General features: G+C 35.5%; 12 protein-coding genes, 2 tRNA genes and 1 pseudogene. 2 read left to right on the top strand and 13 right to left on the bottom strand.

What is annotated here, in order from left to right:
• Positions 1–27: 27 nt before the first annotated feature.
• The 7 genes from cbiE to sppA all read right to left on the bottom strand — a co-directional run bounded on the left by cbiE (position 28) and on the right by sppA (position 13,280).
• Positions 28–1,518 carry a precorrin-6y C5,15-methyltransferase (decarboxylating) subunit CbiE gene (gene cbiE / locus ACMCNP_RS00075; protein ID WP_419312126.1) on the bottom strand — a complete coding sequence of 497 codons (1,491 nt, stop codon included), beginning with the start codon at positions 1,516–1,518 and terminating at the stop codon, positions 28–30.
• A 55-nt stretch (positions 1,519–1,573) separates the two neighbouring features.
• Positions 1,574–2,827: a cobalt-precorrin-5B (C(1))-methyltransferase CbiD gene (cbiD, locus tag ACMCNP_RS00070; protein WP_419312123.1), complete on the bottom strand. Its 1,254-nt coding sequence runs from the start codon at positions 2,825–2,827 to the stop codon at positions 1,574–1,576.
• A gap of 20 nt (positions 2,828–2,847) precedes the next feature.
• Positions 2,848–5,667 (bottom strand): outer membrane protein assembly factor BamA, encoded by a 2,820-nt coding sequence (gene bamA / locus ACMCNP_RS00065; protein WP_419312121.1) that lies wholly within the window; start codon positions 5,665–5,667, stop codon positions 2,848–2,850.
• A gap of 10 nt (positions 5,668–5,677) precedes the next feature.
• Positions 5,678–9,706 carry a translocation/assembly module TamB domain-containing protein gene (locus tag ACMCNP_RS00060; protein WP_419312118.1) on the bottom strand — a complete coding sequence of 1,343 codons (4,029 nt, stop codon included), beginning with the start codon at positions 9,704–9,706 and terminating at the stop codon, positions 5,678–5,680.
• Complete coding sequence (locus ACMCNP_RS00055; RefSeq protein WP_419312115.1) at positions 9,693–10,415, bottom strand: response regulator; 723 nt, start codon at positions 10,413–10,415, stop codon at positions 9,693–9,695. The genes ACMCNP_RS00060 and ACMCNP_RS00055 overlap by 14 nt, the downstream gene beginning before the upstream one ends.
• A 107-nt stretch (positions 10,416–10,522) precedes the next feature.
• A complete protein-coding gene (gene phnD / locus ACMCNP_RS00050) occupies positions 10,523–12,457 on the bottom strand; it encodes a phosphate/phosphite/phosphonate ABC transporter substrate-binding protein (RefSeq protein WP_419312112.1) in 1,935 nt (644 codons plus the stop codon).
• A 64-nt stretch (positions 12,458–12,521) separates the two neighbouring features.
• On the bottom strand, positions 12,522–13,280 hold the full coding sequence (gene sppA / locus ACMCNP_RS00045) for a signal peptide peptidase SppA (RefSeq protein ID WP_419312109.1): 759 nt from the start codon (positions 13,278–13,280) through the stop codon (positions 12,522–12,524).
• Between the two features lie 802 nt (positions 13,281–14,082).
• Here sppA and ACMCNP_RS00040 point away from each other — a divergent pair.
• Positions 14,083–14,223 (top strand): annotated as a pseudogene (locus tag ACMCNP_RS00040) (adenine methyltransferase); the annotation flags it as partial.
• 74 nt (positions 14,224–14,297) lie between these two features.
• Here the strand turns inward: ACMCNP_RS00040 and ACMCNP_RS00035 are convergent.
• The 5 genes from ACMCNP_RS00035 to ACMCNP_RS00015 all read right to left on the bottom strand — a co-directional run bounded on the left by ACMCNP_RS00035 (position 14,298) and on the right by ACMCNP_RS00015 (position 18,353).
• Positions 14,298–15,212, bottom strand: a complete 915-nt coding sequence (locus tag ACMCNP_RS00035; RefSeq protein ID WP_419312106.1) for a DUF5714 domain-containing protein — start codon at positions 15,210–15,212, stop codon at positions 14,298–14,300.
• Between the two features lie 98 nt (positions 15,213–15,310).
• The gene (locus tag ACMCNP_RS00030) at positions 15,311–16,561 is read right to left on the bottom strand and encodes a hypothetical protein (protein ID WP_419312103.1); all 1,251 of its coding nucleotides are present in this window, start codon (positions 16,559–16,561) and stop codon (positions 15,311–15,313) included.
• 483 nt (positions 16,562–17,044) lie between these two features.
• A tRNA-Gly gene (locus ACMCNP_RS00025) sits at positions 17,045–17,119 on the bottom strand.
• Between the two features lie 75 nt (positions 17,120–17,194).
• The gene (locus ACMCNP_RS00020; RefSeq protein WP_419312100.1) at positions 17,195–17,524 is read right to left on the bottom strand and encodes a hypothetical protein; all 330 of its coding nucleotides are present in this window, start codon (positions 17,522–17,524) and stop codon (positions 17,195–17,197) included.
• Positions 17,525–17,549: 25 nt separating this feature from the next.
• Entirely contained in the window at positions 17,550–18,353 is an 804-nt protein-coding gene (locus ACMCNP_RS00015; RefSeq protein WP_419312098.1) for a metallophosphoesterase family protein, read from the bottom strand.
• A 358-nt stretch (positions 18,354–18,711) separates the two neighbouring features.
• Here ACMCNP_RS00015 and ACMCNP_RS00010 point away from each other — a divergent pair.
• A tRNA-Ala gene (locus ACMCNP_RS00010) sits at positions 18,712–18,787 on the top strand.
• 474 nt (positions 18,788–19,261) lie between these two features.
• Here ACMCNP_RS00010 and ACMCNP_RS00005 read toward each other — a convergent pair.
• The gene (locus ACMCNP_RS00005) at positions 19,262–22,150 is read right to left on the bottom strand and encodes an alkaline phosphatase family protein (protein WP_419312095.1); all 2,889 of its coding nucleotides are present in this window, start codon (positions 22,148–22,150) and stop codon (positions 19,262–19,264) included.
• Positions 22,151–22,319 lie beyond the last annotated feature (169 nt).

Here is a 22,319-nt window from a genome sequence, read left to right as displayed (position 1 = left end):
TAATACTTTTAACGGATTATTCAACGCCTACTCCGGATCTTTCGGTTTAATGGTCTTATTCCTCACTTTAACGTTAGGCTTGTTTTTTTCCATTTTGTATACGGTTTGTTTTATATTGCTCTTAAATTTATTCGGTTTATTAAGCTTGTCGGGTTTAAGCATTTTTATAATCTTAGTGATGTAAATTTGATTTAATGCCTGAAAATAAGAATCTTTTTTAATGGATTTCAATCTCGCCACGTTAACCGATATAATCTCATATCTTATTTCAAACTTATTATTCTTGTCGTTTTTCAAATCGGAATTATTAAAATTATTAATAAACGACAAGACGTTATTCAATGAATTTATCGTTATGCTATTAATTACGATCACTCCCATATCTTTCAGAATATCGAGCGACCCTGTTATGATATCAATTAAATCACTGCCGCCACCTCCGATAAAGACGGAATCTATCTGCGTCGGACAGATATCCTTCAGCGTTTTAAACGAACCCGGAAGTTCTCCTAAGATGGGTTCGATATTCGGTCTCCAAAATTTTTTGATATTCTTTTTAAGGTTTTCTATCTTGGATATATTTTTATCTACGGCGTAAACAATACCGTTACGGGCTATGGCGGAAACCTCCATGCTCACGCTGCCGCTGCCGCATCCTGCATCTACAACTATCGAATCGGCTTTTAAACCCAATAAACCGATACTTATAACCCTGACTTCTTTTTTTGTCGGTTCTCCAATTGCGTGTATGTATGTGTCGTCGTCTATACCGATAACGCCGTCTTCAAAATTTTTAGTATTCTTCTCGCTTAGTATGATTATATTCTTTTTATTGCCGAGGTCTTCAAGCAGTTCCTCAGTGAGGCTTTTATGAATCTTTTCACTTTTGGTGCATAAATCCGTCAGCACGTAAAAATTAAAATATTCTAAAAATCCCTTCTCTTCCAATTTAGCATGTATCTTGCAGGGTGTATTGACATTATCGGTATATATACCGATATTTTTACCCCTTGAATATAAAGCCGGGTAAATGTTCTTTAAATCTCTTCCGTGCAGGCTCACAATCACGGCTTCGGTCATAGGTATTTTTAATTTAGAAAAACCGATCTGCATAAAACTAACGGAGGGATAAATTTCTACGAATCTTTTTTCGCCCTCCTTTAATTTATTTAATATTGCCCCGCCGATTCCGAAATAATTCGGATCGCCGTTTGCTATAATTAAAACATTTTTTTTGCCTAAATTTCCCTTTATATAATCTATTATAAATTGAATTTTACTGTCGTAAAATATCGTCGCATTATTTAAGTGAGTAATATTACCGTCGTTTTCCACCGTTATGCTTTTATTCTCGGAAGCGATATATGTCCTAACCCGTGCTAATAAATCTGCGTCCTCTTTTCTTGCAAATACGGTATCTATCCTATTCTTCTTATCGGCAAACAATCTTAAAAGATCTTTTTTGCCGGTCTCTAAAAAACACGGAGATATACCGAGTATATGAATTTTCTTGGTCATTTATATATTTAAATCCTCCATTGCAGATCGTTAATCCGCCGCGTACTTGCCGCGTCTATACTGTTTTTATTATTTCACCCTTATACGATATCAAGACAATTTCGATATCAAGGTCATTGTTATTTCCCGTCATTTTATTTAAATTTTCTCTTGCCGCTTTTAAAATATTTTCAAAAATAACTCCGGAAAAGGGTCTAAACTTATCCGATAATATATATTCGTATGCCTGCCTTGACGTATTGGAATTAATTATAAGATTAAAAATATATTCCGTCTCTTTTTCGGTCAACCCCATACTTTCTAATCTGTTAAGCCCTAGTAACGTTTTTCTGACTGTTTCCCCTAGAAAATTTAAATTTAAATCGGTATATTTAGCATTTGTATTTCCGGCACCCTGTGCAATTTTTATCATTTTCCCGAACTGCCCTACTACAATAATTTTCTTTATCCCGAATCCAGCGGCTTTTCTCATGGAATAAGCCACATAATCGCCCATTTCTATAAAGCTTTCTTTCGGCATATCTTTAAAAATCTTCATGGCTATTTTTTCGCTGTATCTTCCCGGAGTAAAAACGCATGTTTTAATCTTATTCTCCGATAAGAATATCAGCGAGGTCTTAATCGTCTCAAGCCATGCCTTGGTAGATATGGGTATAACGTAACCGGTAGTGCCTAAAATACTTATACCGCCGTATATGCCAAGCCTCTGATTCAATGTTTTTTTAGCTACCTCTTTACCTTCAGGTATATAAAGTACCGAAATAAACGTATCGGCACCTATTGCGCTTAAATCCAAAATAGGCCCCTCTATCCAATGACATAACTCTTCCCTTGCGGCAAGCTCTATCATTTTAAAGGGAACCGGGTTTACTGCCGCCTGCCCCGGTTCAACCGGCAAACCGGGCTTAGTTACTATGCCGATGCCTTTTCCAGCCGCGAGTATTAAAGTAAAACCCCCAAATGCATTGCTGCTACACAAATTACTTATCGTATTATAAATAGATAATTTTCCATAACACTTTCTTAATCTGCCGATTTTATTTTCGTTTATATTGATAAAATCGGCATAAATTTTAATTCCGTTGGTGACATCCGGGTCGTCTCCCGAATCCTTTACCACAACAGCTCTCGAAATAGACCGCTCGGCATCTTCTTCAAATTTTTCAAGCCCGGCAATATCTAAATGCGCAGTTTCTCCGCCCGGCATTTTTATATCGATAACCGAAAACTTTATCGACTTGAAATAATACCTAATAGAAGCCTTTATCGTCGCAGCACTCACGCTTCCCGTGGAAAATCCCTTTCTCATACTGTCATATAGCGTCTAAATCAGAACGATGTCCCTATCGTAAAGTTGACCCCTCCGGCCGGCCAATAAGGTTTTCTGTTAAGTATAAAACCGTATGAAAAACTTATCTGACCTATCGGAGATAGATACATTATACCTGCGCCGGCAGATTTATACAATGCAAAAGGTCTTATATCTCTGCTATTTAAAAATACATTTCCGCCGTCCTGAAAAATAAAAAGATTAAAATTTTTATGAATCGGAATATTAAGCTGAAGATTATAATTTTCCATAACGTCTCCCCCTATCGGATAGTTGTGAGGATTAAGGTCCACGAGCCCAATAGAATCCTGAGGGAAACCCCTCACCGTAGTCCTGCCGCCAATAAAAAATCTTTCGTTTATAGGCACCTGCGTAGTCGGAGGCAAAGGCCTTATATAACCTAAACGAAGCGAGTAAAGAAAAACGGTATTATAAATAAACGGAATATATTCCTCTGTATGAAAGAATATCTTAAAAAAATTGATTTGAGAATCTATTGAAAATGTAGAATAGATGAATTTTAAGGTCGTCAGATTCCCTGACGTGGGATTGAATATATTATTTTTCGTATTATAAATAATAGATGAAGAAATGGAGCTGATTCTGGAAAAACCCGAGTCCGTCGGGGTTATTTGCGCGCCGGGATTTAACCCCGACAGGTAATTATAAAATATCCCGTAGGAAAAAAGCCCTTTAATATGAGTGCTGAATCTCCTTATTATTGAAAATGCCCCTCCCTCCTTGTGCAGCCTATAATTAATAGTTGTTATGTTCGTGTCCAATCCCTTGGCGTCAAAAGCAAACCCTCTATAATTATATATGGCGGGGTCGTAGTAATTTAAAAGTAAGTCTGTATAGACGGCGCTTTTTGAGAGACGCATGGAAAGAGACTGCCCAATCCCAAAAAGGTTGTTGTTCTCTACCTGCATAAAACCCTTGTATCTGACGTATGTGCCGTAACCGGCTCCGAGACTGAAGTTCACCGGCTTTGCGTCTTTTACCTTTAAAATTATATTCTTATACGGTTCTTCATCTTGTGGATTTTCTATCTTAATGCCGACGTAATTAAATATACCCGATCCATACAGCCTGTTCTGCGTTTGAATTATTTTTTTCTGATTATAAATTTGACCCTTTTTAAAAAGTAAAAGACTCCTTATATAGTAGGTTTTCGTGATAGTATTGCCTATTATTAAGATGTTTTTTATCCTGACCAGTGGACCGCTTCTTATGTAATAATAAAGATTTACGTATTTTCTATTATTTAAGTGCTTTATGTTCAACTTTACCTTAGAAAAAACAAATCCGGAATCGGCCAACCTTGTCGAAAGCATATTCTTCCCGTTTTCCGCCTTAATTATATAAAGCGGAGAATTTTGCATTTTTAGAAAATAATCGACTGTTTCTTTATAATATTTCAATCTATGAGGCAATCCGCTTACGTAAACCCTCTTTACCGTGGTTCTTATCCCTTTTATTATATGTAGAATTATTGTAACGCTTTTTTTATCCACGCTGAATTTCAAATCATATTTTATGATAGGTGAAAGGTAACCCTCGTCGTTATAATAGTTTTTGATATTATTTATATCGTCGAGAAGCCTTTTCTCGAAAAAATATTCGCTGTTAAACACCGACGTAATGGATGTTTGCATAAGCGAACGTATGGTTTTCTCAACAAACGGTTCGTATCCTTCTATAACCACGCGTCTTATTTTTACGGTGTGCCCCTTGCGTACGTCATAATATACGTCTAAAGTTCCATTTATTTTATTTACCCGTTCCTTCAATAAAACCTTCACAAAATAATAACCTTTCTTTTTAAAAAAGTTTTTCAGTATCCTTTTGAATGCTATAAATGTCTCCTTGTTGAATATCAAAACGTTTTTTTTGTCGAATAAAGAATTTTCTATAAAAATCGGTTTTAAGGGTGCCGCGCCTATAAAATGAAATGATATTCTGTATCCGGGATAGACATTGAAGGTGACTATTGCTTTATGTTTAGAGATATAGGTAATTTTAGGACCCTGGATTATTACGTTAAGGTATCCTTTATCGCTGTATATATTCCATATTTTTTCTCTAAATTTTTGAAGATTATTCATACTCAACGGCTTTGAGACTAAACCCCTGACGAGCGCTCCTATCCTTTTCCTCGGATAGTATGATTTTAATTTGACAAATACCTTGGAAACTAAAACCGGCTTATTATGAATGATATTAATATTTACTATATACTTTTCTGAGTTCCTTAAAACATACGAAGATATTTTAACCTCTGCATCAGGATAGCCTTCGTTGAGCATAATCCTTCTTATGCTATCTATGCTTACAGACTCGTAATATCTTGAAAATCGACCCCCTTTTTTTAGGGGAATAGATTCCAAAAGCTCTTTCGGCGATATGTCAGTTCCCTCAAGACCGTATACATTCACCACCCCTATATAAACCTTCGGAAAAAAAACAAAAGTGAGATGGATAAACTTTTGTTTTTTACATATTTTAACTAAAACGGAAATATTAGAAAAATAACCGGTATTATATAATGTTCTAAGGGTGGCTTTAAGATAGGGCATAGAAAATTTCCGTCCCTTTTTTAAGTACAAAAAATTGTCGATATCTTTTAGGGGGATATTCGGCGGCAGCTCGTATCTTATGGATTTAACTATATACTTAGAAACACCGATATCGGAAATATTTAAGAAACCGACGCCAACGAGACAACCGTTTTTTTTTGCGTAAGCTGTCGGTAACAGGTAAAATAAAAAAAATATAAGAAAAAATGATAAAACGACGGTCTTTTTAAGATTAATAAGCATAGATTATTTTTTAATAAAACTTAAAATGAAAAACTATATTACCGCCTACTTCGCTGTATATATTTGAATCATTCGGCGCAAGTTCGTTGTTTTCCCACTCGCCTATTATAGAAATATGGTTACTTAATTTGTAAGTTAAAGTAACGGATTGCGAAGATTGTGACGATATGATATCGCTGTAAGAAACCGAAAGCCTGTCGGTCAACGTTTTAGCAACCGTTACTCGAGGTGCTACGCTATGTGTAACCGCAGAATACGAGGGAGAAACAGATAAATTTTTAAATCCGAAATAGCTGGATATTGTGCCGGTGATACTCTGTTCTACGCCGCCCCCTATAGCCGATGCCGCCTCCGAAGCGGCAATACCCCCTGCCGAACCGGCATATACCGAAGTCGTCGGAACTCCCAATGCCAATATGGAAACGATATTTAGTTCGGAGAGCGAGGGAGTAGAAGAAAGATTGACGTTAAAATTTAATAGCGACCCACTCGCGTTCATCCTAATAGTATACTGATTGATATGAGTATTCGCCGAAACCGCAAAAGACGGATTTATACTGTAAGGGTCGTTAAAATCCAGATTGGCGTATGCCAATTTAAACTCTGTCCCCCTAAAATAGATTTCTCCTCTTTCTGCGGAAACCGTTCCTGTAAGAACAGGTTCGTGAACCGTTCCTGTAAGATGAAGATTCGCATTGAAATTCGTATCTATTATGTTATTCCTGACGGCAATACCCTTATTTGATTTTATCTCTATATTAAGCTTTGGATTAAATACCCCTTTTTTAATTGTTGGTTTTATTATATTATACTTCTTGTAACGCAAAAGAAACAATGAAAGATTTACTGCTTTATTGTATAATGCCCTTTCTATGTCAACGTTTCCATATATCGTAGCATTGTTTCTTTTGCCTATATATCCGAGTCTGCCGTTCATTTTTACGTAAAAATAATCAGACTGTCTATAAATAGCAGAAATAAAATCGGTCTTTATGTTATAAAAGGCAGGTTTGAAATTTTTGAGCATTACTACCCCTTTTGCGGCAAAAATGCCGTTAAATAACCTGAATTTTGCTCTTTCAAGCGCAATCACGTTGTCATCGAAAGATAATCTTGCAAAAATACGCGAAATCGTAAACCCGGGACTCATGGTAGTTTCTACGAGTCCCTTATTTATATTTGCAAATCCGTATATCTGTGGAGCCGACAAATTTCCGAAAATAACCGCCGAACCGGTTATAAAACCGGACGAATTTATTATTTTATTATATAAAATTCTAAGAATCCATAGGTCGGTTCTATCGTTTATTATGATATTGTATTTTTTCCGGGTTATATCCCCCCTTATTTGTAAATAGTTATCCCCCCCCCTCAATTCAAATCCGCTTAAGCTTATCTTTCCGTTTACGTAGGATATTTTTATATTCTTAGTATTTTTTAGAATAAACGATCCGTGTTTTAAATAAAGATAATCTAATTTCGTAAATATATAAGAATTTCTTATATCTGAAAGCCTTCCGCTGCCATATATGCCGCCTGATAGTCTAAATCGAGTCTTGCGATAATCCATGTCTAAAAAATTTATATTAGTATGGAAAGTATAGCGATAACCATTTTTAAGTAAAATAGTGGCCTTAGTTTTCAACCTATTTTGTAACGCGGATATATTCAGAACCGTTTTACCCATGTAAGAATGAATTTTAGCATCAGCGTTTCCGAGTAAGTAACCGTTTATATCTATGCCATTCACGAATATGTCCCCCGAAATATTCGGTAAACTCGACGAACCTCCTATATGCAAAGCAATATCGACGGTTCCCCTTATAGGATATTTAATATGATATCGTTTAAATAACTCGGTGTCTAAACTTCTTAGTTTTATTCCTTTTGAAATCAACCGTAAATTATAATTATTTTTACCTTTGTAATCACCGACGGGTTTAAATCCTACCGTTCCGCTGACGTTAAAGGCTGCTCCGTTATATGTGGCATAAAGTTTTTTTACTTTTAACTCTTTCCTGTTTAAAGAACATGTTAGATTAATATCGGAAATATTTTGGTTATAAAACGTGCTCTTCTTGGAATTGATTTTAATATCTATACGAGGGTTTTTTAATTTGCCGTGTATCATACCCTGCGAGCTTAAAACCGTAAAAAACGGTATTGGTGATTTCCGAGAAATTATATGGATATTTTTAATTTTAAAGCTTGCGTTTATATATTCTTTACTTGAAAGTTCATTTTTAAAGATTTCCCCGGTAAGCAGTATGCTCCCTTTTCGGTTTTTATTCAATTTCGAATTTTTTTCAGTTAAAAAAATCTTTTTGAATAAAATTTTTCCATGCGGCATTACGTCGAAATCAAAGTCTCCTTGATATCTATCTATATATTTATTAATGTAAAGGGATTTAAACCGATTTCTGAATTTGAAAGATACTCTTTTAAATTTTCCGAAAATATCCCCATTAAGAGTTCCATTGCCGGACGGCTCGAAATAAGGGCCCTTATACTTATCTATAAAACTAAAAAACGGCAATTCCTTATAAGACGAATTAAATTTAATATTTAAATAGCTCTTATCGTAATTTATTTTTCCCGTAAGAGTACCCTTGAGTATGCTTGAAGAAACCCGTACGTTCTTAAGTAAAACAAGCTTATCATTTATAAATGTTTCTCCCTTAATTAGACCCTTTTTTCTGTAATTTATATAATATATGATTCTTTTACCCTTTTTATTTCGATACTTGAAGAGTTCCACCGGCTTACTCAGGGTTATATTTTCTATATTATTCACATAAAATTTTTTACCGAAATTTAAAAACGTTTTAACGCTGCCGTTCACAATAGCCTTAAACTGAGGTATATTTTCCGAATAGTAAAACTTCATAAGTCTTCCGACCTTTATGTTCTTTAAGATAGATTTGAACTTGCCCTCTTTATTGCTAAGATTGATAACCCCTGTGGACTTTAAATTTCCGCCGAACATGTCAAGGTTAACCTTTTTTAATCTTATGACCATATCCTTTACTTTGCCGAAATATCCGCCGGCTTCTATAATCCCGCTTTTTACATCTCCGCCGGAAAAAACAAAATTTTTAAGACGAATTACCGCATCAGCCCTAATTTTTTTGGAAAAATCTCCGGTTACAAATAATTTGACGTTAAGATTTCCCTTTAATGCTTTTAATGCGGAAATATTGGCGAATCTCTTTGAGAGAGAAGACAGATGATTAACCCTTATCTTGGTTGTATCGCTTATCTTATTGACTATTCTGGAAACCTCGGTATTCCTTCCGGTGTCAAGTATGCCATTAGATACGGAAGTAAAATAATCGGTACTTAAACTTACCCGGCGATACCTTAAAAATCCTTTAAAATAATGGATACTAAAGGCATTTGAGCTGAAAACCTGCCTTAATTTTATGGACTTTAAAAAAATATAAGGCATTTTATACCTAAAATAAATGCCGTTGGTGTCGGGTAAAAAAGGTATCCGATTCGGTTTTTTATATACGGTGAAATCAAAATTTTTAAGCCTCAACGTAATATTTTTATCCACTTCGTTCAAGCTTAAATTTGCCCCCGTTATTTTTAAGCTGTCGTAAGACACTGAAATTAACGATAAAGGGCTCCTGTCGGCAAGATTTTTTATAACCGAGTTAATTTTTTTATAATTATAGATTGTATTATTTTTTATTACGATATTAATATGCGGCCTTACGATATTGATATCGTAGATAATTACCTTTCTCCGGAGCAGATCAAGCGGACCGAAAACAATATTAATATTACCTATTCTTGCAAAATTTTTAATACTTACACCATAAAGTTTAATCTGAGGTGCAAAAATAGATATTCTTATTTTTTTTATTTTAACCGACTTTTGTAAAACATTGGAAAGGTATAAAGATAAATAGTTTTTAGCTTTCGAAGCAAAATAAGGTGAAGTGATAAACAACGAAGCGCTTGTAGAAATTACAACTGTAAGCAGTAAAAAAATTAATAAATAAACCCTAAGACTCTTTTCATACTTTTTCATCTATAAATTTATAGCCGACGCCCCTTATAGTTTCTATGAATTTAATTGATTCGTCTATTTCAATATTTAACCTCAATCTCCTTATGTGGACATCAACCGTTCGAGGTTCCACAAACGAATTATTTCCCCATACGTTGTCCAATAACTTCTCGCGGGAAAATACGTCTCCTGCATAAGTCATTAGAAAGATAAGAATTTTAAACTCTATCGGACTCAGCTTTATCTCTACGTTTTTTACTGTCACACTGTGTTTGTTCACGTTTACTCTGATATTTTTGAACCTGAACTCATCTAAAATACCCGTTGTCTTGTTATCTTTAGCTAAATTAGCCGGAACTATTCTTTTTAAGATGGCCCTGATTCTCGCTAAAAGCTCGTTAACCGAAAAGGGCTTGCTTATATAATCTTCGGCGCCGGATTCAAAACCTAGAATCTTATCTACTTCTTCTTTTTTTGCCGATAAAAATATAATAGGAATCAGGGCAAGATAACTGTTCCGTTTTATTCTCTTACATACTTCGTAACCGCTCAGATCCGGAAGCATAAGGTCAAGAATTATAAGGTCGGGCTTAACTACTTCCGCAATTTTAATACCATCAAATCCATTGAAAGCAAATTCTACGTCATATCCCTCTTTGGCAAGATTATATTTTAAAAGCTCTACTATGTCAGACTCGTCATCGATAACTAAAATATTGGCTTTGCCCATACGACTCTTATTTATGTTTATTTTGTTTTTGATTATAAACTATTATATGTAAATATATCATAAAAACACGACACTGACAAGAATTTTATAGTGCTATATGATTCTAATCATAATTCAAGGAGCCTTTTTATTTCATTAAAATTTTCGGAGGCTACTTCGGTAAAAATCGTATATCCGGGGTCTATCGGCATAAGTATACTGCTATCGGCCTTAAGTAAGATACTTTTTATTTCTTTTAACAATGCCGGATCTGCTTTTGCGCTTGCGCAAATCGGAAATTGCGGTATAGGGGTTGAATACTCAAGAACCTTAAGCGAATCTTTAAATTCTTCATAAGTGGAATCCATTAATCCGCCGGCATCAAAATCGCCTTCCGTAACGCCCTTCGCAACCATATCATGTGAACCGAGATATTCGACGAGGGATAAATCCTTTAGTTCTACGCCGTTCTTTTTTAACATAGCGATGGGGACAAGCGTAGAACCGGTCGACATTTTTGAACCGAAAGCGATACTTTTTCCTTTTAAATCTCTGATATTGCCTATATTGGAATTTTTGGAAACCACTATTGCGCTTTTATAAGTCGGAGATCCGTTTTTAACGGCATAAACCAAGGGTATAACTCCATATTTTTTTTCGGCAATAAGAAACGTAGATGGGGTCATATATGCCAGCTGAACTATTCCGCCGCCTATCTCTTCTATCGAATCTTCATATGATTCAGCAACAAATGAGGCAAAATTCACACCTCTATCATTATTTATATTAACGGATTCGTTTATATAGTTTATTAAGGGTTTGAACTTCTTTTTCATGTTAACAGCCGATTCTAAGGGGACTAACCCGAATAAATTTAACCTTAAGGATACAAATTCCGTTTTAAGCGAATGGGACAGCTCGGATAAAGAATCAAAACCGGCCTGAGACCTTTTCGTCATTTTCGTCGTCTCCGCAGAAACTTTTTGGACTACGGCTAAGTTTTTCTCTACGTCAGAAACGGCTATTTCAAGCTGCTCTGCCGAAGACGTAATCACGTTTATATTACTTTTTTCATCCGCCGCAGCCTCTATTATTTTCTGAAAGAATTCTTCGGCTTTTTTTGTTTCCATCATAATACTTCCGGCATTTTCAACCGACTCTTTGATGGCGCTGACAGTTTTAGCCGTTTCCTCCTGAAGTCTTTCGATTATTCGTCTTGTGTCGAATGTGGATTTGCTGGTTCGTTCCGCAAGTTTTCGGACCTCGTCGGCGACAACCGCAAACCCTCTGCCTTGTTCGCCCGCCCTTGCCGCTTCTATTGCTGCGTTCAGCGCCAAAAGGTTTGTTTGATCGGCAATATCGCTGATTAATGATATAACCTCTCCTATCTCTATAGATCTGTCGTTTAGACTTATCATGGTATTACGGAGGTTTTCAATGGAAATAGATACAGTTTTAATCTCCAATATAATGTTCTCTATCATGGTATTTCCTTCTTTTGCCCTTTGGACGGAAAGGCTCGAAGATTCATTGGCATTTTTTGCGCTTTTCGTCATCTCCTTATGAGACATGCTAATTTCATCGATTGCACTGGATATAGAAGCAATCTGACCGACGAGTGATTCGTTTTCTTTGCTTATCCTTTCCATGGAAGAGCTTTCTGATTTAGCGTCTACGGCAACAATATCAACAATTTCCAGAGCGGATTTAATAATATCGTAAAAAGAATCAAATAAGTCGTTAATTTTGAATTCGATACCATAAAAATCGGCATTTGTCATGCGTTTCCGAATATCTTTTTCTTTTTCTAAAAAATTATCTAAAAATAATTTCACCTTTTTTGCTTTTTTATTCGCGGAATGTTTTTTTATCGAAGAAAAAATATAGTAAATAACGGCAAGAATAGTTATCGCGGATATGAGAAGAGAATCGATATGTACAACCGCAATCACAAAGAAAATTATTAGAACCAATCCGAAAATTATATCAAGCACAGTATTAACGTTAATCCCGTTTTCGATATCGGTTAACCGAGATTTAGGCATCGACTTATTTCTTTCCATAAAAGTATCTCCGCTATAATATATTCATATCGACACTTATGCCGCCTCCCCGTTCCCCATATCTTTAGTACATCAATCTATAATAAATATCTTCTACGGCATTTTGAATTGAAATGCTTATTATCCTTTGGAATAGCGGTTTTTTGATGTTTAAATTAATAACCTTATTGGGGTTAACATTGAGCGATTCGCATAAATCTTCGAGCGCCTTATCGAAATCAGAGACCTCGTCAATTAGTTTTTTAGCCGCAGCACTTTTAGAAGAGAAAAGCTCACCCGTAGCAAGACTGAGCGTATCCTGTAAGTTAATCCCTCTGGCTTCGGAAACTATCTCTACAAAACGATAATAAATTTCGTCTTGAAGTTCGTTTATGCTGGTCCTTTCTTCGTCAGAGTAATTTCTCGTAAAAAGCCACATATCCTTATGCTTACCTTTTTTAACCACCTCATAATCAATGCCTAATTTTTCCATAACTCCTTTAAGAACGGGTTTAATGCTTATAACGCCTATAGAGCCTATAATCGCCATCGGAGGGGCATACAGTCTTTCTAATGCGCAGGCAATCATATAGCCTCCGGATGCCGAAACCTCCAGGTAGCCAAAAACCTTTTTACCCTTTTTTCTTAGCCTCTTAACGGCATAATATAGAAGTTCGGAATGAACGGCGCTTCCCCCCGGGCTATCTATTACAAACATCACCCCTTTTATCGATTTCATTTTCTCAAGTTTCTTCAGGAGTTTTATATAAGAAGACACATTCTGAGCAGTTATCGTTCCGGCATAACGTATTACGGCAACTCTTCTGCGATTAAATATAGACATTTTATCAATACCTTTTAATTATACAGCGTATTATGTTTATGATTATATCATACAAAATCAAACGTGCCGAAAATCTTGTTTAAAAATCCGCCTTAAATGCCAAATACATAGATTCTTTAAACCGTATTCATTTCCTCGGTGCCGGAGCAATCATATTATCGTTTTTTAACGACTCCTTAGAAACCAATTTTTCTAAATAGAAAATGTCCTTCAAGAACTTATCTGTTTAGTATATTGTTCCCTTTCATATATTAAAAGAATATCTATTGAATACCGTATTCATATTTTTATAAATACCTTTTATGAACTCTACCTGCTCATATAAATTCTTATATTATTTACTATAGCGGTTCTCAGTTCCAGATATCCTCTTTAAAAAGACATTTCTATCTTAAGATTTTCTTTTTATCCGTATTATAATTTTTCGTAAGTTAATATAAATTTTTTGATAGCACAAAGAAGCGATGAAATATGAGTTACACATCATTGCAACACTGTATAAAAATAATAACCGAAACAGCAGTAAATTTTAAGGTTGTAACACGATTCAGCTTCATTGTGAATTGAAAGTTAATTATCCCGCAACCGGCTACTATTTTTTATACTTACCGTACTGCAAATTGAAAATAATAAAGCTCATTTTTTAACAATCATTGAGCTTTATTATTTGTATTTACGAGCTATAAAGTTGTTGGATGCAAACAGTTCAAAAGCAACAGGGAGAGATATTTATATGTTAATAAAACACTTGATAAAATCAAAAATCCAGCAGATAATCTTTTTTTGAATAAAATTAATATGATGGGGAGATAACAAACTCATCCTTTCCGGTTTGAAAAGCGGCGTATTACGAGAAGAGATTGAAAGGGAAGGTGGATTAAAGCTCATTTATACTGATCCGCCGTTTGATGTTGGCGCGGATTTCTCTATGAAAGTAAAGATTAATTTCTTACGTTGATAATCTAAAGTAAACCATTAAATAATTTTTACTTTGTCTTAACCTAAGACACGTCACTTTCAGCAAGGAGCAGTCGGAGCGTCGGAATAGACTACGACTTCATTCCTTAACACGTCTGTATTGGAGTAAGTATCTTCGCATGTGAAATCGGACTCGTGTAGAAAACCGGTTTCTTTTTGATATGTTTGCCTCAATTCTTTTGTATTGATGTTAAAGCCGGCAAAATATGGGCATTTTTCAAGACCGCACACATGTGGATGCATATCTTTAAAGTTACATTCAATTTTTACGTCTTTATCTAAAAGGGGAAAGTGAAAATCGATATAAAGAGAATAAATTAATATTTCCATTGATTTAAAAAGATAGGCTTTGCAGCAAGAAGGTCCCGTCAGGCAATATATAGCCTTAGATAGCGATGTAGTAATTCCCATAGTTATTTTTTGCTCTCTATCCTTTCCGCATACCGAGCCAGTCAATATAGAATATATGATACCGCCCGCAGGAACTATGCCGCATACGCCGCTTAACCCGCAATAGCCGCCTACAGCCTGTTTTGATAATCTCAGAAACGCCTCTTCCATATCGGCATCGGTTATATTAAGATAGCCGCGATTCTTTAGGCTCATTAAAATAGAACCGGTTAGAATATAAGCATGATGGCAACCCAGCATCGGAATAGAAGAATTATTTAAAATATCAAATGTTATTTCAAAAGGGTCCATCTTATCTGTAGCCAATAAATACTCTTTGATGAAATTAAAAGAAGGCAGATTATGGCAATCATCGCAAACATAGTGAGATTTACCCGAAGAGCATACGATATTCCCCTTTTCCTCTTTGCCGCAGTAAAAACAAGTCAGAAAGATAGAGATCGGTAAATATTCAAGTCCATTCCCGCATATTAAACAATTAGAAGAATAAATCCCGCCGCAATCGTTTTTCCCGCTCTTATGTGCGTCAAATTCAGTTTTCATGTTTTACTCCGGTCAATAAATACGCTATCTTCATTGTTTTAATTATTTATTACCCTTAATTATGTCAAATCCAGCTTATGATTTGCACTATTGATATTTCAACCCGCGACATTCGATATTTTTTTAAGTATTTCTTTATTCTCACCAAATTTACATATTGCATCGCAATATTTTTTTAACTCAGAAAAAAGAATATAATATATTCCTATTTTACCCCTTTTAATACCCGGTCTTTGCAGCTGCATTATTGCTTCTCTCTCTCTTTTATCGGGTATTACAAGATACAATGACGGCGGGTCGTTAGGGAAAGAACAGTATAGATCGTTAAGCCTTGATATTCCCGAATATATTGTAGTACTCTTTTCTATTTCAAAGGCACAAATAATCTTATTTGTGCCTTTTTCAAACCAAACTGCATCTATCAAGGTAATTGTTTTATATGTATCCCCATCAACTTCTTCCAAATTAGGAAATTTATCAATGCTTATAGAAGATAAACTGTTTCCGTTATAGCAGCGTGACCGGTCATTTGATGCCTGAATAACATCATATCCCATAGAATCTCCAATTGTTAAAATATGATATTGCATCTCCGTATGAAGATTTGCTTCCTCCATTTCACTAATAACTTCATCATGCCGCTTTCTTATTTTATTATTTATTTTTGACCATTCTTTTTCTGTGACATGCTCGCTGTTAATTAGTAATTTACTTTCCCCGATATCAAACAGAAGACCCGCAAAAGCACCGAGGTCATTAGAGAGATCTAACTTATATTCATTATTCTTCGTCATTATTATCTCTCTCATTCTCAGGTACTCGGGCCATGACCCGAGTTTTATTTTATCGTCAAATAAGGAATTGAAGCCGTTAACGATTGCCGTATTGAACGGAAGAATTATAGTAGGGTGTAAAAAATAGAGGATATTAGCGACTGCCGGACCTAACCCCTTTATCTTTCTATGATCGAGCAGAATAATTTCCTTGATTATTTGTTCTTCTTTTGTATAATTTATACACCTTTCAAGAAATTGACCAAAGGCAATTTTATTTTCTTCATTTTCATAGATATCGGGTATTCTTAATTTCGGTTTCCAACAGAATGGGTGCGATGCACCCTTAAATACTTGTTTTTGCTCTGTTATGCAATTTAACACGAGCTCTAAGGATGAATTTTTGAAATCATTACCGAAATTTCCACATTTAATATCGCGTATTACATCAAATACACCTCGTCTAATGGAACGAAATGCTTTTAGTCGTTCATCGTTGTTTACGAACCAGCTGTTATATACGGTCTCTTCGTCTTCTTTATATCTTTTAATTATAGATTTTAAATCTATATCCATGAAACTCCTCTTTTTTTAGACTTGTTTCTTACGTGTAATTGTTTATCGCTACAGTCAATATTAGACATATCGATACCTCTTTCAACATTTTTTATATTTACAACTATACCATATAGTTCGCCTATTTAGATAATAAAATAATTTATAGCGTCTTCAGTTTTTTAGTTAAATGAATTGACTTGTTTTTAATTCTTAATTTTACAAATTTTAATAACCTTGCCATATAAAGATTATCTTCTGCAGTAAACCGATTTAATAAATCATCTTTTGTTTAGCGCGAAAAATAGATACTTCTTTATTGTCAAGGATAAACTCAACCCGAAAGATATTACCCTCCCCTGTTTATATATTATTGTTTTGCTTCCCTTTGTTTATGTTTAAATTTGCTAAATTTCATCTGTGTTTTAGCAAAAACGGACACAATGTCAGGATTTATTTTTAAGGTTTGGCTACTCGGAAAGGTTTATTTGCTACGGTTTTGAATGGAGCGGGAAACGGGACTTGAACCCGCGACCCCCACCTTGGCAAGGTGATGCTCTACCACTGAGCTATTCCCGCGAAAAACATAACTTCTTGTAGATATTAAAATACATTTTCTGTAATATGTCAATGATTTTTGTTTTAACTCATCCTTCAATTTATAACGCATGGAGCAAATTTGATCTCATTTTCAATAGTACCTAAACCGACAATATCAAGAATATCCTCTCTTGAAGAATCGAAAGTTCTCGTTTTAACTATCTTCCCTGTTTTAAAACAATAATAGATTTTCTCGGCTTTGAATTTTTTATACAAAGAATACTCTTCTATGCTGGTTCTGGCGCATGAAAATACTGCCTCCCCGCAATCTTCGATAAATGTTTCAATATCCTTGTAATCACTTTTTTTCCACTTATCCCCGTATTGAGTATGAGATTTGAGAGTAAAGTATATATAACCCTCAATCAATGGTTTACTTGTCATAAATTAAGTATAAAATATTTTTAGTTTATGGATAACGACCCAAAATTTTGAATTCATCTTTTACTTTTTTAATAGCAACAAAACTCCCCTTTTCACCTAAAATATTAAGACCGTAAACCGGAATTTTATCTATTTCAGATTCGCAAATTCCATGATGATGCCCGAAAAAAACCACCTTTGGCGTAATATTTAAAATAAGTTTTCTGAGTCCTATTGACTTTGGATAATATTTGTTTTTATCGTTATCCTCTATGAGAACGTCCTCTGGAGCATCATGCGAAATAAAAATATCTATTTGTTTATCTTCATTATTCCTATTCATATCTTTATAATTTATAAGATTATCTATCTCATATTCAGTATAACATCCATTTACATCCTGATGTCTGAAATATTCGGGATCGTATTTTCCGCCGATACCCGCAACAACAATATTCTCAGTTTCACTGCCGTAATGACCGTCTCTTTCACCTTTTTCTATTTTAATTTCATGGACCGTTCCGTTCGATATATAAAACAAATCTTTAATTATTTCAAACTCGCCGGATAACTTAACGGCATCAAGAAAGCCAAAGTCTTCGTTGTTGCCGTTTATAAAGTATGTCTTAATGGGAACAGCTCTTTTATGCTTGTACCATTCCGGAAAATCCCCCGTCCCATTGTAAAGTTTAGTTGTTCCGTCATGATTTCTTTCATCTATCCACACGCCGAAATCACCGACCTGCAAAACAACATCGAACTTAATTTTAAGTTTTAACTCAAAATTATTAATACTTTCATAAAGCATATCCATTCTTCCATGGACATCACCAGCCACACAAATGTTCATATTCTTACCTGTTATACCTTATAATCCATTATTTCTGTTGTCTTAATATCTATATTTTTTTAAAGTTTTACTCTAAGCAGTATTTATATATCTCAATATATTATTTATATTAAGATATATAAATTGACCTATTACTTTATGTTTATACTGCTTGCTTATATTTTTATATTTTCGGATTATCAGCGCTATTTTTAAATACGTATTTATTATAGCGAATATTGTACCACATATTGAGATGATTATCTTATTCTAAAACCTCAACGCTTCTATGTACAAATACTTTAAAATGATAAAATCATATTAATTATTGACTTAAAATAAGACAATATAGTATTATTATACTGCTATTTTAAAAAAAGGGGCTGTAGCTCAGTTGGCAGAGCGCTTGCATGGCATGCAAGATGTCGTCGGTTCGACTCCGATCAGCTCCACCATTCAAAACCGTAGCAAATAAACCTTTCCGAGTAGCTAAACCTTAAAAAAATAAATCCTGACACTGTGTCCGTTTTTGCTAAAACACAGGTAAAATTTAGCAAATTTGAATACAAATAAAGGGAAGCAAAACGACAATATATAAATAGGGGGGGTAATATCTTTCGGGTTGAGTTTATTCATGCCGTTTAGATTTGCTATATCGTCAAAACACAGAGTAAGGCGGCTATTTGGCAGGAATACATAAGAAACACAACTATATATTACCGAGATGCATTTAAGTGATATAAAAATGTACCGGCTTCAAAAAAAATCTGAAATATTATCCATGCAGAAAAATAAAGGTAAATGATTTAGGTTGGCTCGTTATAATTTTAAAATAGTTTAGGGATATTTGCATATCCCTAAACTAAAACTGCCTATAAGTATATTATTTCCTCTCATATACTTAACTTAAATCTATTCCAAATAAAACTTTAATCCGGCGTTACCCCCTCTATTATGCTTCCCGTCGGTCTATGCTCTTTTTTTGTTAATTTTTTTATGTAACCTATTACTTTCTTATAAGATTTTAAACCCTTAGATGCAATCCATTCCTGTTTAAACTGTTCCGGTCCGGAAACCTTCATAAGGGTAACCGGGGTATATTGCTCGCCGGCAGAAGCAACGCCGACTGACGACAATTTAAACTTATTTTTCAATTTAGATTTAAGCGGGGCTTCCCATAAACCTTTTTTACCTAACTCTAATCTTAACTTATCTATCCTACTCCTACATATTCCAGGATTTAAAGCAGGCTTTACCTCCATAGGCAATACGTTAAACGGTGCCATATCGGGTTTATCGGTAAATCCGTTTCTTATAACCGCTGAGTTTGCGTCCCACTGAGACATCGGTGGCAGCTTAAAGATCGCTTCAATCGTCTTTAAAATGTTTACTAGTGAATAAAAATGTGAAATCAAAGCACCTTTCTTAGCGTAAGGACCTATCATTACCGCAAACGTTCTAAGGGCGTTTATATGATCGGCTCCCGACTGGGCATCGTCTTCTGTAATAAATACGAGAGTATTTTTCCATATAGGCGAATGACTTAAATAATCGATAATTTTACCGGTGGAATAATCGTTATTCGCCACGTAATAGTCTGGAGTATAGTAACATGGTTTTGTGCCTGCCGTATGGTCGTCAGGTAACCATATATAAACAAAGGACGGAAAATCATGACTGGCCATCCTTTTTTTCGCAAAGTTCAAAAAGACGTTAGTCCTTGTGGTATCCAATATAAACCTGTCCCACCCGTAAGATTTAAGGTCTATATGCTTTTTCATAACATTAGATATGTTACCTATCCTCGAACGGGATACGAACTCCCCGAAATCTTCAAAGGATACTCCGTATTTAATCATATCGTTAAAGATATATAATTTTTGAGGATATGCTATCCACGGATTAGACCAATGCTTTAATGCGGTTAAACTGTCGTAAATCGGCATATATTTATAATGGTCGCGTATGCTTAATTTTCTTAAATCCGCCGTCCAGCCGGAGTTTGCGACTAAACCCCTTCCTGAATAATATATAGGCCACGTTCTTTGAATCCAGTCGGAGTCCGATGCCCCCGTTGTCCATTCATGAGCCTGCGACGTTACCTGTCCGTCCGCCATAAAGTCGACGAATAGTCCGTAATCATTGGCAAGCTTGTAAAGGTTCGGAAGTTCTCTTTTGTTATAAAGGTCGAGGTGGGGATCTGCCCATTTGCCCGCGCGTTTATAAACCCCTAAATCCTCGTCGAACGTCTTATTTTCCCTTAAAATAAAGACTACGTGTTTTATATGTGTCCGTAGAAAACGATCTATCTTTGCGTTTTTTTCATGCCTTGCCGTTCTCTGACTAAGCGTAAACCCATCGTCTTTTAGGGCTACATGCGTCCAGAAACCGTAATCCTTTCTTGTATAATTTAGATTAATCTTTTGGATAATCCCGTCCATAAAACTGCCTATCCACTGATAATAGTAATCAGGTCCGGTTCCGAGACCCTTGGCGGATACCACAAATATATCGTTGCCGCTTGATACCACGGCCGTGGGATACCATGCCGTAGGAATCAGACCGATACGGGAACCGGTTTTTAAATTATATATGGCAATATCGTCGTTACCGGCGTTTGCAACGTATATTTTATCTTTTACGACGGCAATACCATCGGGATAGCTTCCCGGAGGGGCGTTTTTATAAGGAGAGTCGTTGATAATTTTTATGACCTTTAAGGTCTCCGAATTAAGTTCAAAAATCATATCGCTGTTGGAATCGGAAACTAAAACGTAAGGAGTATTCTTAACGCTCGTCAATGCGGTGGGATGGACTCCCGCCACCTTGCTGTTTTCGTTTAAGATGACTCCGGTCCGTATAAACCCTATCTTTTTCATAGTTACAGGGTTTAACACGGTAACCCCGTAAGAGCCCCAGTCACTGACGATCAGCCTCTTGCCGTTATCCGAAATAACCGAGGTGAAGGGGTAGGGACCGACATTTGCGTAAACAATTTTACCCGTATATTTATTTATTCTTGCAATGGCATTAGACAAAAGACCGGTTACGAAAATATATTTGCCGTAAACCGTGACGGAATCCGGATAAAACATATACGGCTTCTTATCCTGATGACCTTGGTACTGATAAGGATACTGGTTTTTCGGAAAGTTCTGCCATTTTAGATGGTATTTTTTAACGACTACCAATTTACTGCCGATAAGTTTTAGTGCTACAATGTTGCTCACTCCTCCACCCGAGGCATATAAAGTCCCATTGGGACCGAAAGTTAAACCCTGAAACAGGTCCTGATGGCTATTTTTGGCAGAAATAAATGTCTGCGATTTATTTATGCTATTATTTTTAGCCTCCTTAGGATTATATATTATAACCTTAGGTGGTTTTACCTTCATGAGCTTCTTTTCTTTATATGCCTTATACTGCGCTATCTCGGCAAGAGTATTCTTATTGTATATGGTAACGGTCTGAACGAAGGTTGCGCCGTTTGCAACTACGGCGACTAAGTTATGATATACTGCAACATTAGTTGCAAAATTAGGGGTTCCGTTCAAAAGCCCTACCGGAGTGACGATACGACCGGTCGGAAGAATGTGACGTACGGTTAATAAATTGTTTGCAGTAACACCGAGCGGTTTAAAAATATCCGGACGGTTTTTATAACTATAGTGATTAAAATTCTTTTTGAGGTGCTTTGCGTTGGCATATGCGGGGGTCTGCAAGACCCCCGTCAACACATATAGACCTGTAAACAATGCGGGTATCAAAGTAATGGCAAAGAGAATAGAAAGTAGCCCTTTTATTCGTTTGAGTATCATAATAGTTGTCCTCTATTTTATTTTAATTAATCTGTTTAAAATTTCATGCTGGTGCTTATGAAGAACGTTCTGGGCGCACCGGGCCACGCTTGCAACATTGACCCCCCTTTGTAATAATCATAAGTATCTACTCCTCCGCCTGTGTCGTAAACCTCCTGGGAGTTATATT

The organism is Candidatus Acidulodesulfobacterium sp. H_13 (genome assembly GCF_048541835.1).
Lineage (GTDB): Bacteria > SZUA-79 > SZUA-79 > Acidulodesulfobacterales > Acidulodesulfobacteraceae > QIJE01.
This window is presented reverse-complemented; position numbering and strand designations above follow the sequence as displayed.